We start from the raw sequence: 13,568 nt of genomic DNA on the forward strand, positions 1-13,568 counted from the left end.
AATAATAACTAGGAGCAAGTCATGCCGACCATCACCCAAAACCTGCCCGACACTTTTAGCATTGAGGCTTATCAAAAGACGTTTGCGTTGAGACCTGTCAAATACCCAGATGATATGCCATTGCTGTATAAATGGATGCATGCCGAGCATGTGGTTGATCAGTGGCAGCTTCATCTTCCAATGCCGCAGCTAAAAACACATTTTGAAAAAATGCTGGCCGATGATCATCAGCGTCTCTACCTGATACTTTGTGATGATAAGCCGATTGGCTATACAGAGATTTATGAAACGGCTCGTGATCGCTTGTCTCAGTATTACAAAGCCAAAGAGACGGATATGGGTTGGCATATTTTACTTGGGGATCCGGCGGTGGTTGGCAAAGGCTATTTAAAACCAATGGGTATGATGATCAGCAAGTTTATATTTGAGCATACTGAAGCCAAAAAAATTGTGGTCGAGCCGGATAGCAAGGTTGAGGTATATCAGTGGATTGCTGATAGCTTCGCTTATCGCGTACAACGTCTGATTGATATGCCAGAAAAGACCGCCTCATTGTATTTCTGCAATCGCGATGAGTTTTTGGAATCTAGAGGTTATCTGAATTTCCACGGTACTACGGCTTAATGAGCAACGCTCCTATAAACAGGGCATTTACCAATGAGTCGCCTATAAACGAAGCCTCTAAGAGTAGCAGTCATGGCTTGAACGATAAAAAGGTGCAGCAGGTATTACTGACATTACTACTCGGCGGTACGGTGGTGAGTTTTAGTAATAGTGCGCTCAATCCAGCAATTCCTGTCTTTATGTCGGTGTTTGATGTCGATATTGTGATGGGCGGTTGGGTGCTAAATGCGTATGTATTGGCCATGAGTGTGGGGCTGATGCTGAGTGGCTATTTAAACAAAAAGTTCCCTTTTAAGCATGTTTATTTGGCGGCAATTTTCGGGTTTATGCTGGGCTCAGCCATTGGCATGCTGGCATCTAGTATGAGCTTTGTTATCATTGCCAGAGCCATACAAGGGCTGAGTGGTGGTCTGATTATTCCACTATCTATTGGTATGCTGTATCAGATTTATCCGAAGCAGCAGCATGGCAGAGTAATGGCGCTATGGGGCATTGTTATTATGATGTCGTTGGCGTTTGGCCCTTTGGTAGGGGCTTATTTGGTTGAGCAGTTTGCGTGGTGGACACTGTTTGCCATTACCTTGCCACTCAGTGCGGCAGTCATGGCGATGGTATGGCGCCTAATTCCTGACATACGCTCAAATGATAAAAAAAGCCCTTTCGATACTATCGGGTTTGTCAGTTTGCTCATTTGGCTATTGTCCATGATGGTGTGGCTGAGCACGCTGAAAATAGATTTTACTGGTGGGTTACTTAGCAGTGACGGCTTATTACAGATAGCCACATTGGGTTTATTGTCTGTCGGATTTTTACTATCTGCAATGGTTTGGTGGGCATATGAGCGTCGTCAGCGTCACCCGTTATTAAACGTGCGCTTGTTTAACAATAAAACCTATTTGCACAGCAATATCATTAGCATTAGCCAAACAGTCGGTTTGATGCTGTGTCTCTTGCTATTGCCCGTGTTGATACAAGATGTGATGGGCGAAAGTGCGTTATGGACAGGTATTGTTCTGATGGTCGCGACGCTCATAGCCAGTATCACCACGCACTACGCTGGCAAGAAGGTAGATAAGCAAGGTGCCAGAGGGATTGGCATCGTGGGCATTGGGATTAGCGCTCTATCTACCTTGATGCTGGCATGGTGCTTGTATCAGCCAACGCTTTGGCTGCTCATGCTGATTATGAGTATGCGCGGTATTGGAGTGGGTTTGGCGTATCTGCCGACCACGACGGTTGGTTTTAGTAGCTTACCCAAAGAATCAGTCACTGAAGGTGCCGCACTTAATAATATCAGTCGCCGCATCATCTCTACCATATTTATCACGCTGTCCACCATTTATATAGACAGTCGAGGTGCGCAGTTATTAGCAGCAGGCAGTAGCCAAGGTATGGCGAGCGCGATCCAAGAAATATTGGTAGTAATCGCGGTGCTTTTATTATTCACGATTCCTTCAGCGTGCAAATTACCACGATCCCCATGAATAAATACCCCGTATAGGGGTTTACTTTAACTTATTAATGTAAATAATTATCATTCGCTTTAAATTCATCACAATTTTTATTTGATTCGATTTTTAGACAGGAAGCTTATATCTATGACCAATAATCTAGCAAACTCTACGAAAAACAATAATAGCCATCATAGTACTGACGTTACTTGTGCGACTAAACCGTGGCAAGTGCCTGTCGATTCTAAAATTATGGCACGCGCTGAGCAACGAGTGATCAAGCAATTGCTACAGGCATTGTTATATGAAAATATTATTGATTTTGATTTTGAATTTGAAAGTGCGAACACCGCTCACGACAGTGCTGATAATGAGACGCTGCTGAATTTTATTATAAAAGTAGGTAAAGCAGGTAATGATGTCCGTTATACCGCGCAAGGCTATATACATTATAGTTTTAACATCATCCGTTTGAATGAGCTAAATGTGCAGCGAGTGGTTAACGGTGTTGCTCAAGACGCCATGCTTGAGCATGTGATTAGTGATATCTTGCTCAATATTGAAGGTGCAGAGCTCAAAGACAGCTTCATCAAAGAGCTGCGCCATACCTTAGTGAACGAAACACAATCTCAGATACTGGCTTCCAATATGCCTGTGCCTATTGATACGCTAACTTACGAGCAACTCGAAGGCTATTTGACGGCAGGGCATCCTTATCATCCGTGTTTTAAGTCTCGTATTGGTTTTGATTTGCAAGATAACTATGACTATGGCCCAGAGTTTGATCAAAACATCGGCGTGGTGTGGTTGGCGGTCAAAAAAGAGCTACTGGTGAGCAATACCACTACCGGCATCGATATAAATGAATGGGTAAAAGATTATGTAGGTGCGGATGAATTTTCTGCCCTCAATGCCAAACTCACAGAAGTATTTACAACCAAAAATAAGCAAGACGAAGGTACAGCTAGTAATGAAGTAGACGAGACGGCTAATAACTATTGCCTGATACCTGCGCACCCTTGGCAATGGCAAAACACCTTGATTCAAGCATTACAACCATTACTTGCCACGCAAGAGGTTATCTATTTGGGTGATGCAGGTCATCAGTACCGTGCTCAGCAGTCTATTCGCTCATTGACGATGCTTGGAAATGGCGATGACAATGGTAGCAATGACACTATTAATGATAAAGCCTACCTAAAGCTAAGTATGCATCTGATTAATACCTCAAGCACGCGAATATTGGCAAAGCATACCGTGATGAATGCCGCTGTTGTCACTACGTGGTTAAACCAACTGATTGCAGATGACAAGACCGCCCAAGCATTACCTATTGCGTTTTTAGGTGAGACCGTTGGCGTTAGTCTAGACCATGAGGCGTTACGTGCGCGCGGCTATCAGCATCCAAATATGTATGGCGGGCTAGCTGCGATTTGGCGAGAAAACGTGAACCAATATCTATCAAAAGGTCAAACGGCATTTCCGCTCAATGGTGTCAGCTATGTCAATGCTGATGGCTCGAATCTTATAGCACCTTGGCTTGACAAATATGGTGTAGAAACATGGATTGCGCAGTTAATTAAGGTCACTATCACCCCTTTATTACATATCTTATTTGGTTATGGTGTGGCACTAGAATGCCATGCGCAAAACATCGTCTTGGTACATGAAGATGGCTATCCCATAAAGATATTATTAAAAGATTTGCATGATGGGGTTCGTTATTCACCTGAGCACTTAACCCAACAACACTGGCGTCCAGATTTTTATAGCTTGCCACCTGCTCATGCGGCCTTAAATAGAGGCTCATTCATCGAGACCGAAGATACCAACGGCATTCGGGATATGACGGTTGCTTGCTTATTCTTTGTGGCGTTGTCAGACATTGCAATTTTTATGCAGACGCATTATAACTATTCTGAAGTTGCATTTTGGCAGCAGGTTGCTGACTGCGTGACCGACTATCAAAAATCTCATCCAGAGCATCAAGTACGGTTTGACTTGTTTGATGTATTCGCCGAACAAACGCGCATTGAGTCATTGGCTAAGCGCCGATTATTCGGAGATAAAGCATTCCCGATTAAATATATCAATAACCCATTGTTTAAAAGTCGGGGGTAAGACGATGTATACCTTATTTCCTGTGCAAATCCCTATGAAAAAAAGCTCCCTTGATGCAAACCCTGAGCCAAATATCGAGGCCATTCAATGGTCGCTGATTAGTCATTTGGTAGAGTGTTTTCTATTAGAGCAATGGGTGGATGAGCAACTTATTCAAGTGACAACCACCCATGAGTATTTAGCAAATCATCAGACGACTCAAGCGTCTCAAGCTCAACACGCGCATCAAATTTTAGCGTCGCTACCACAGCAATATCAAGATTTTTTTGACCGAAATAACCCGTTAATGGTGATGCAGGTTGACCAAGATAGACAGTTATTACTATTGGTAGAGCCTGCTTACGCATCACCGTGGCGATTGTCTAAATCTTGTCTGCCTGTCATACATAACCTTAAGGGCAATATCAATAACACTGTTGATAGCAATCTCAATAACAACCATTATGTAGAAAATGCTTGGCTAGAGCCAGTAAGCTCAGCACAGCACTTGTTAGATACTTTTTTATCAATGATGGACAGTACCAGCTTATCTGACGTCGGTGTCTTAAAGCTAAAAGAGAGCTTAGAGGCTTCTTTTATAGCTCAGCAACAATCCGTAGCAGCAAACATCACAACGGCAGTTTGTCAGTATCCGCATTGGCATCAAACCTTGATTGCAGCGGAGCAGTGGGCATCACTCATGGATCGTCCGTTTCATCCACTGGCAAAAGGTAAATTGGGCTTTACTTCACAAGAATACCAACGTTATATGGCAGAGTTTAATCAGCCTATCACGCTGGTATGGGTCGCCATTGCCAAAAGCCATGTCATGGTGGCAGAGCATGTTCAAGACATGACCATACAAAATCCAGCGGCCTACCTTTTGGACACTACGCAGCAGCAGAGTTTGATGCGAGAGCTAGATGACAAAGGCATAGCGGATACGCACATTGCGATGCCTGTACACCCTTGGCAAATGACTCATGTGGTTGATGACATGTATGCCGATGATCTTGCCAGTGGCACAGTTGTCGCCCTGACTTTTGAAGCGCTCATCACTTATGCCAGCTCGTCCATGCGCAGTATGTTAATTGATACTAATACGCCAAATAGTATTAAGCTGCCTATAGGTGTGTACGCACTGAACTCAAAGCGCTACTTGCCAGCGCTCAAGCAGATCAATGGTGAAAAAAACCAAGCCATATTGATGCAGGCAAGAACAATAGACCCTGTATTATCAGCACAGCTACGGTTATGGGATGAACGTCTATGGTGGGGTTACATGTCGCCCTCTCATTTGCATGATAAAAGCGCTATCAATCCTTACTTTTATCAAGAAAAGCCCACGCATCTAGGCGCGATGCTACGCCAACTACCAGCAGATCTATGCGATGATTCGATTCGACTATTACCGATGGCAAGCTTGGGTATGTTGGTCTATAAGCAAGGTGTTAGTCATCACATTTTTGATGGCATTGTTCAGGAGGGCATTCATAGTACTAGCCAAAACAGTGCTCAAGACAGCTTTCAAGAAGGTTCGACACAAGACAAAACACTTGCTGTCATAGCATATTTTAAAAATCTTTGTGATGTGTTTTTGGGTACGATGCTGCGCTGCTTACGCTTAGGGTTTGCGCCTGAGATGCACGGGCAAAATATTGTTATCGTATTAAAATACAATCATTTTACCAGTCTGTTATTGCGTGACCATGACTCCGTACGCATTCATCTACCATGGCTGACACGTCATCAAATAGCAAATCCTGAGTATTTAAGCCCACCAGATTTTAAAAACCGTCTATATCGAGAGACGCCGCAAGCGCTGATATTTTATCTACAGTCGCTAGGATTGCTAGTCAATATTCGAGCGATTATCGAGTCATTGGTTGAGCACTATCATATCAATGAAGAGACGCTGTGGCACGAGGTAATGACCAGTATTGAGGAATCCTTGGTGACTATCGATTTTGATGACGATCAACGTCAGATACTTCGTAATGAGCTATTGAACGGTACACATTACCCGCATAAAACATTGCTATTGCCCGTTATTGCCCGTGGTTCTGACCCTCATGGCAGTATGCCAGCTGGAGAAAGCAAAACGAACAATCCGTTCAAGCGTGTTAAAAAATCAGCTAGCCAACGAACCCATTTAACTAACTAATAGCTACTCAGCAATTAGCAATGCGATAAAAGTTATCGAGAAACAAAAAAGCTAAAAAGTGCGATAGTGAGAACATTATGACTGAAATCGATATTCACGACCTTATAGATAGCTATAAAGAGATAGGTACTTCAACTATTGGTCATCTGACTGAGGAAGGGTATTTACCAGATATCAAAGCACTCAGTCCCTGCACGGCTACCATAGTCGGTCGAGTGTTAACAGTACAATTAACCTCTGACAACACGGATGTGATCAACCAGGCATTGATTCAAGCAGCGCCTAATGATGTGTTATGTATTGATGCTCAAATATTAGGCATCAAGGCATGTTGGGGAGCACTGCGCACTTGCGCAGCTATCTATGAGAAGCTATCCGCCGTCATTGTCATTGGACAGGCAACGGACTCGGTACAAATTCAACAATTGGGATTTCCTGTATTTGCACAAGGTATCAGTGCTGTGACCACATTTAAAAGCGATCATATACAAGGCACGCTAGCATCGGATATCACCTATCATGTTGGTGAGCAGACCACGACGATTCATTCAGGCGATATCGCCATTATGGACAATGACGGGGTCTTCGTGTTGCCCATTAATGTCGCACAGCAGCTATTACCAGATTTCCAAAAAAAGCATAGAGAGGATGAGGTAAAGTTCCAACTATTTTTTGAGGCATATAGTAACGATGAGTTAGATAAACTGTTCAATAGCTCATCAAATTCCTAATGGGAAGTTGTACAGTTAAACTTATGATAGCCATAATCTTCACCCGCTAGTAATGTAAAAATACATATGGAAATAAAAATGATTATCATTTAGAATATCATTCACAAAGTTAGTACATGCAGTAATATTAGCTAAATATGACTCATACCACTATTTATCTATCAACTCATTGACATAATCTAAGTGAAACAATCATGAAAAGCCATCATCAAGTCGCTCTATCTGTTCTTACCCTCTGCATTAGCCAACAGTTATATGCTCAAACCAATACCAGTGAAGCGGATACCGTATTAGATACGCAGATTTCGAAAGAACTGACGTCAAATTCAGCATCAAATTTATCGTCAGATGAGACACCTAATGTGACTTTAGACACTATCAATGTTACGGCTAAAGCGAGAACAGGTACGGCACTGGCACAAAAAATCAGTGAGATGCCATCAGTCACCCAAGTAATCACCGAAAACGAGATTCAGGTGCAGGCAACAGGCGACCGTACGACTGGTGATATTTTGGCACAGCTGATTCCAAGTCTAGGTGCTAGTAGTGGCTCAACCAGTAATTATGGCACCACTATGCACGGTCGTCCTGTGCAGTTTTTGCTAAATGGTGTACCTCTGAGCAGCTCACGCAGTCTTTCACGCGAGTTAAACAGTATTGATCCTGCGCAGCTTGAGCGAGTAGAGGTACTTTCGGGCGCTACCAGTATCTACGGTGCTGGTGCAGCAGGTGGTTTGATTAATCTTGTGACCAAATCTCTCGTAGGTTACGGTCCTATCAGACAGACCAGAGTGGGTGTCAGTAGCAGTCGTGATTTCGAGTCTGACTCATTGGGTTATCATGTGGGGCAGACGTTAGGATATGGCGGTGAGCGGATGTATGGTCGCCTAGACGTCGACTATGATAGCAAAGGCGGCAAATTCGATAGCCATGGCGATCGTATCAGTCCAGATGTGAACCAAACGGATCAACAAGATACTGAATCGCTGAGTGTGAATGGTAGCCTAGGTATAGAGCTAACGGATACCCAACGTCTTGATCTTGCAGCGACTTATTACAAAGATAAGCAAGATACTGACTATGGCCCAGACTACGGTGATGGCTTGGCAGTATTATTTGGTGCCAGCCCGTCTTTAGAAGCCATTGATGGTGCCAATGTGGAAAATGAGCCTTATACCGAAAAAAGCTCGATAAATTTAAATTATAGTGATGATGATTTTGTGGGATCAGGGTCTAGCTTAAGCTTGACGGGTTACTACCGAGATGAAAAAGGCCGTTTTTACCCTTCTGGTAAAACCGCAGGAGACCAAGCGACTGAGGTATGGCAAGCCAATGGGCTAACTGATGAAGACACATTGAAGAAACTGGCAGGTGCTGCAACATTTGTCACTCAGTCAGAAGCTGATATTGAAGTAATGGGTTTGCGAGCAGCCATGCAAACCGAAACGGAAATTGCAGGAAAAAAGACACTATTTAGCTACGGTGCTGATTTCGAACGCGAAAATAGTGCGCAAACTTACTACGGTCAAGACCTAAATACGTTCCTTGCTAGTAATGGCTTGACCGCCCAAACCAATGGGCTTACTTATAACGGTGGACCAGATACGACCATCGATAAATGGGGCGCTTTTGTCAATGCAGACGTAGATATAACTGACAAATGGCATACCAGTGCTGGCGTACGTTACCAAAAGCTCAAATCTGAGACTGATACCTTTACGCCCATCTATGAGCAGCTGCTTGAAGAGTATTTTAATAGTTCTGCTATCAGTGCGACAAGCGCAGCTTATGGTATTGACTATCAAGCAGGCGACGTAAAAAAAGGCAGTACCGACCATGACAAAACCTTGTTCAATCTTGGTACCAGCTATCAGATAACCCCAAATGATCAAGTATTTGCCAATTTTTCACAAGGGTTTACGACAGCAGATATACAACGCGCGCTGCGTGATGTGCGTGCAGGCTTTGTGGTCAACTCAGACAACGTACAACCGATTGCGATCAACAACTACGAGTTTGGCTGGCAAGGCAAGCATGGTGATACAGCAGCACGCTTGAGTGGATTCTATAACGAATCAGACAAAGTCGTGCGCTTTACTGACAGCTATACCGTAGAAGTTGTCGATACCGATGAGCGTGTCTATGGGGTAGAGGGCTCGCTTAGTCATGATATCAATGATAAGTGGCAAGTGGGCGGTAGTGTCGCCTATACCCGTGGTCAGTATGACAAAGATGGCGACTGGCTAGAATTGGATGCAGTACGTCTAACCCCGCTCAAAGGTACCGCATTTGCCCAGTACCAGTTTGATGAAGGCAGCAATATTCGCCTGCAAGCATTAGCAATTGGCGGTGATGACAGAGCTTATAAGGATCAACAGCAAGATCCTGACTCTAGTGCATTGCCAGTTACAGGTTACATGACTCTCGATGTATTGGGACAAGTAAAAATGCCAGTCGGCCGAGTAGACTATGGAGTTTATAATTTGCTCAATAAAGACTATTTAACAGTCTATCATCAAACGACCTTTGGTGACTTGAACCGCCTACCTGCCTCAGGTACGACTTATGGTTTGAGCTATACCGTTGATTACTAAACAGTAATATTGTCCAAGAAGTATCAATATTAAAAACCTTTCGTGCTAATTTTTGGTATGAAAGGTTTTTTAGTATAAAAAATTAAATGTTGATAGCGCTTTAATAGGTGTATGTAGCCAGTAAGTATTTACTAGCGCTATATGTTTTTAACCATATCAGGTCAAACACTTGCTAGGTTGATATTTTATGATTGACTTATAGCGTATAGATGGTAGTCTAAGCGTTCTTTGGGGAGTAGCCTGTTTTCGTTCTACGAAAGCGTCCGTATCAACATACTTGGCCACATGCCATGGTACGAACACCTCTCGGTTGGCGAGACCATCGATATATCTACACTGCAGGTCGAGGGTGTGGCTATGTCGTGGACTTTATACTCGACCAGAGAGAATCAAATGAACCCTATCGCTCTTCTTTTACTTGCTCTTTCTATGTCTACTGATGCCTTTTCTGTGGCAGTTAGTAAAGGCGCCAATCTAAAAAATCCTCGTTTTACCGAAGCTCTAAGAATGGGTGTTATCTTTGGCACTATTGAAGCCATTACACCTATCATTGGTTGGCTTATTGGCCGTTCTGCCACCTCTTTTGTAGATGCTGCCTTTATTGAAGCATGGGATCACTGGGTCGCCTTTGTCATTCTTGCGGCTCTCGGTATGCATATGCTGTATGAGGGCTTAAAGCCAAGTAACGAATCAATAGAAGCACCGCGTAGACATTCGTTCTTTAAACTTGCTATAACGGCATTTGGTACCAGTATCGATGCGATGGCTGTCGGTGTGAGCTTGGCGTTTATAGAGGTCAATATTTTCTTAGCGGCTGGTCTAATCGGCTTAGCCACCACGGTAATGGTCACGCTGGGCGTAATGTTAGGCAGGGTATTAGGCTCACTAATCGGTCATAGAGCCGAAGTGTTTGGTGGTTTTATGCTGATCGCTATCGGCACGTGGATCTTATTAAGCCATCTTCAATGAGCACATAAAAACTGCCAATTGCGGACAGATAGTGATGATATTAATCTATTGCTGACTTGTAGAAGCAGAGCGCTTGTTGACCTTAAAAAGCTTATCTAAATCAATAGTTAGGCTTTTTTGGGTCTAAAACTAACACATTACGCTATAGCTATTGGTGAAAGGCCTGAAAAACTCAGCACCACAAAAGTTGTTGATGATAAACAGTATGGTCATAATGACGATAAGAATGCCTATACCCCACATAGGTAACGTTAACTTCCAATTCGTCAAGTTCTGGTGACCGCAATGTTTACAGCGCCAATCAGAGCGCTTTAGTTTGGTATCACATTTCGGGCACTTGCTATGATTAATAAACAATTTAATCTCCCTTATAGATACATTCTCTTATAAGAGTATATATCCCTGGCACCGAATCAGCAATTGCCTATCAACAATTAGTCGTTGCTAGCGAAGAGGCCTGACTCAAGTGTTTGTGCTTACGCTTATACATAGAGTTCTGGTATGCCAACAAAAAACAGCAGACAATAAAAAAGACCTTCAATTTCTTGAAGGTCTTTTTTATTAATACTTAAATATGGTGGGCCCAGTAGGACTTGAACCTACGACCAAAGGATTATGAGTCCTCTGCTCTAACCAACTGAGCTATGGGCCCTAACGTTAGACGCACAATGATACCTGAATTTTTTAATTTTTCAAGTAAAAGATAAGAAGTAATCGAGAAATTATTTATAAGTGATGGTCTTAGTTAAAAACCACTACCAGCCATCGTGAGGCTACGCCCACCATCCACAGTGATAATCTCGCCAGTGACATAATGTGCCTGTATCAAGTACAGCACACTATGCGCAATATCTTCAGGCTTGCCTATTCTTTGCATAGGAATTGAGTCAATAATCTCTTGTTGCTGTGTGAGATCGAGGGCTTGGTCGCCATTAGGATCAGGTAAGATATTCACACCAGGTGCGACACCATTGACGCGTATATCTGGTGCGAGCTCTAGTGCTAGCGATTGCACCATCATTCGATGGGCAGCCTTTGCCATATTGTAGACTGTATAATTGGCAAAAGGTTTATCCTTCGCATGAATATCCAATAAGCTGATAATGCAGCCTTGCTGGTGTTTGAGATAGGGCAGTAGCGTTTGGCTCAATATCAAAGGTGCCTTGGTATTGGTCAAAAACAGCTCATCCCACTGTGCATGATTGATGCCACCAAGTGGACTAGGATAGAATCTTGACGCATTGTGCACCAGTACATCAAGCTGTCCAAAGGCGGACATGATATTTTGGACAAATTGGTTCAATGCCGTGTCATCATTGACTACTGCCAGATCAGCAACGATAACGATGGCACTATTATCACGCATATCGTTGAGTTGAGCTGCTAAACGGTTTGCTGCTGTCTCGCTACGATGACAATGAATAATGACGCAGTAGCCTTGGCTGTGTGCTGCTCTAATAATCGCTGCACCAATACGCTTGGCGCTACCCGTTACCAGCATGACAGGTGCTTGAGTATTCATGCTTGTTCGCTGAAGTGCATTAGGTTCTTTGTTCATAATGAGAATACTGTTTTGAGTGCGTTCTAATATTAGCCGTGTGCCTGTAAGTGATCAATCCTACTTTGGCGTAAGGCTGCCCCAATAGCGGGGCCTTTAAGGTCTGAGGCAATGTCAGTCATACCGATAGCATGAAAGCTATTTAGCGCTAGCATCATTTGACGATGTTGTATGGCCAGTTGTAAGACATGACTACACACAAGTAATTGCGATAGTTTATCTGGCTCCTTGTGAGCGCCGCATGTTTGCAATAGGTCAATCTTGTCAGCAGCGCTTAGACTGTTTATTGCGCGTAGTTTGTTGGCGTGCTGCGCAAATAGGGTAGCGAACTGAGTATGTGTTTTGGGTACTTTGGCTGTGTTACCGATACTATTAATGCTCTTTGTAGCAGTTGATACGTTAAAGTCAGATTCAGAGTTTTCGCTCTTAAATAGTGAAGGGGCAAGGCTTATCATCAATAGCGTCCAACGCTGTGATAAGTTTAAGCGCATTTGACCTGCAAAATACAAGGCAGTCTGAACCGTTTCTCGTATACAAGTGTCTTCCCAAGCATCATGTAGTGGGGCAAAATGCTCTATGAGTCCGCCAATATCAAACAACTGCTGCCAGTATACTTGCGGTGATAGTTGCATGGTGGCGCGACTCGATTCTTGCCAAATGCGTTCGGCACTCAAGTGAGCAAGCTCTCCTGAACTCACTAAGTGATGCATCAGCGTTAAAGTATCATCCGCGATAATAAACCCTAAATCGTAATAACGTCCATAGAATCGAGCCGTTCTTAATACTCGTAATGGATCTTCGCTAAAAGCACTAGACACGTGACGTAAGATTTTACTGTCTAAGTCTTCCAATCCACCATAGTAATCAATGACGTCGCCGCTGATAGGGGTGTCATCCGTGAGACTAGTGACCTCGATAGCCATGGCATTGATGGTTAGGTCACGACGTTGCAGGTCTTCTTTCAAGGTGACATCGGGACTGGCATGTACGCTAAAGCCTTTATAGCCTGAGCCTTGTTTGCGCTCCGTGCGGGCTAGCGCATATTCCTCATGACTGCGAGGGTGCAAAAAAACAGGGAAGTCAGCACCTACTTGCTGAAACCCAGCATCAAGCATCTCTTTGGCAGTAGCGCCAACAACAACGAAGTCTTTATCTTTGATGGGACGTTTTAGCAGTTGATCACGTACCGCACCGCCGACAAGGTAGATTTGCATAAAAGCCTCTTTGTATTGCACTGTAAATCATCAGTTCAATAGCGAACCATAATAAAACCAGTCAATGCTATGAACGAGCACTGACTGGTTTTATTATAACAAAAGAGCCCTGCCAATAAATGACAGAGCCCTTTCTAATAATATATTTGTACTAAGTGCAATG

General features: G+C 43.5%; 9 protein-coding genes, 1 tRNA gene and 1 riboswitch. Of the genes, 7 read left to right on the top strand and 3 right to left on the bottom strand.

Going from position 1 to position 13,568, the window contains the following annotated elements; translation table 11 throughout:
- The first annotated feature begins 21 nt into the window (after window positions 1–21).
- The 7 genes from AC5JPO_RS01055 to AC5JPO_RS01085 all read left to right on the top strand — a co-directional run bounded on the left by AC5JPO_RS01055 (window position 22) and on the right by AC5JPO_RS01085 (window position 10,633).
- Window positions 22–624, top strand: coding sequence for a GNAT family N-acetyltransferase (locus AC5JPO_RS01055; RefSeq protein ID WP_493853066.1), 603 nt, complete (start codon window positions 22–24; stop codon window positions 622–624).
- Entirely contained in the window at window positions 624–2,108 is a 1,485-nt protein-coding gene (locus tag AC5JPO_RS01060; RefSeq protein WP_493853067.1) for an MFS transporter, read from the top strand. Before AC5JPO_RS01055 ends, AC5JPO_RS01060 begins: the two co-directional genes overlap by 1 nt.
- A gap of 114 nt (window positions 2,109–2,222) precedes the next feature.
- Window positions 2,223–4,196, top strand: a complete 1,974-nt coding sequence (locus tag AC5JPO_RS01065) for an IucA/IucC family protein (protein ID WP_493853068.1) — start codon at window positions 2,223–2,225, stop codon at window positions 4,194–4,196.
- A 34-nt stretch (window positions 4,197–4,230) separates the two neighbouring features.
- Window positions 4,231–6,339, top strand: a complete 2,109-nt coding sequence (locus AC5JPO_RS01070; protein WP_493853069.1) for an IucA/IucC family protein — start codon at window positions 4,231–4,233, stop codon at window positions 6,337–6,339.
- 77 nt (window positions 6,340–6,416) lie between these two features.
- The gene (locus AC5JPO_RS01075; RefSeq protein WP_493853070.1) at window positions 6,417–7,070 is read left to right on the top strand and encodes an RraA family protein; all 654 of its coding nucleotides are present in this window, start codon (window positions 6,417–6,419) and stop codon (window positions 7,068–7,070) included.
- Window positions 7,071–7,264: 194 nt separating this feature from the next.
- Window positions 7,265–9,664 carry a TonB-dependent receptor gene (locus AC5JPO_RS01080; RefSeq protein ID WP_493853071.1) on the top strand — a complete coding sequence of 800 codons (2,400 nt, stop codon included), beginning with the start codon at window positions 7,265–7,267 and terminating at the stop codon, window positions 9,662–9,664.
- A gap of 218 nt (window positions 9,665–9,882) precedes the next feature.
- Window positions 9,883–10,052, top strand: a riboswitch (yybP-ykoY riboswitch).
- Window positions 10,022–10,633 (top strand): manganese efflux pump MntP, encoded by a 612-nt coding sequence (locus tag AC5JPO_RS01085; RefSeq protein WP_493853072.1) that lies wholly within the window; start codon window positions 10,022–10,024, stop codon window positions 10,631–10,633. It overlaps the preceding riboswitch by 31 nt.
- Window positions 10,634–11,208: 575 nt before the next feature.
- Here AC5JPO_RS01085 and AC5JPO_RS01090 read toward each other — a convergent pair.
- The 3 genes from AC5JPO_RS01090 to AC5JPO_RS01100 all read right to left on the bottom strand — a co-directional run bounded on the left by AC5JPO_RS01090 (window position 11,209) and on the right by AC5JPO_RS01100 (window position 13,405).
- Window positions 11,209–11,285: transfer RNA gene (locus AC5JPO_RS01090), tRNA-Ile, on the bottom strand.
- 93 nt (window positions 11,286–11,378) lie between these two features.
- Window positions 11,379–12,155, bottom strand: a complete 777-nt coding sequence (locus AC5JPO_RS01095; RefSeq protein ID WP_493843002.1) for a pteridine reductase — start codon at window positions 12,153–12,155, stop codon at window positions 11,379–11,381.
- Between the two features lie 68 nt (window positions 12,156–12,223).
- Window positions 12,224–13,405, bottom strand: a complete 1,182-nt coding sequence (locus AC5JPO_RS01100; RefSeq protein ID WP_493843003.1) for a tRNA nucleotidyltransferase — start codon at window positions 13,403–13,405, stop codon at window positions 12,224–12,226.
- Between the last annotated feature and the right edge of the window lie 163 nt (window positions 13,406–13,568).

Source organism: Psychrobacter sp. H25 (assembly GCF_059076335.1).

Excerpts from the sequence above, each read along its gene's own strand:
- AC5JPO_RS01100 (WP_493843003.1), bottom strand. The coding sequence starts at position 13,405 with ATGCAAATCTACCTTGTCGGCGGTGCGGTACGTGATCAACTGCTAAAA.
- AC5JPO_RS01070 (WP_493853069.1), top strand. The coding sequence starts at position 4,231 with ATGAAAAAAAGCTCCCTTGATGCAAACCCTGAGCCAAATATCGAGGCC.
- AC5JPO_RS01085 (WP_493853072.1), top strand. The coding sequence starts at position 10,022 with ATGTCGTGGACTTTATACTCGACCAGAGAGAATCAAATGAACCCTATC.
- AC5JPO_RS01060 (WP_493853067.1), top strand. The coding sequence starts at position 624 with ATGAGCAACGCTCCTATAAACAGGGCATTTACCAATGAGTCGCCTATA.
- AC5JPO_RS01080 (WP_493853071.1), top strand. The coding sequence starts at position 7,265 with ATGAAAAGCCATCATCAAGTCGCTCTATCTGTTCTTACCCTCTGCATT.
- AC5JPO_RS01075 (WP_493853070.1), top strand. The coding sequence starts at position 6,417 with ATGACTGAAATCGATATTCACGACCTTATAGATAGCTATAAAGAGATA.
- AC5JPO_RS01095 (WP_493843002.1), bottom strand. The coding sequence starts at position 12,155 with ATGAATACTCAAGCACCTGTCATGCTGGTAACGGGTAGCGCCAAGCGT.
- AC5JPO_RS01065 (WP_493853068.1), top strand. The coding sequence starts at position 2,223 with ATGACCAATAATCTAGCAAACTCTACGAAAAACAATAATAGCCATCAT.
- AC5JPO_RS01055 (WP_493853066.1), top strand. The coding sequence starts at position 22 with ATGCCGACCATCACCCAAAACCTGCCCGACACTTTTAGCATTGAGGCT.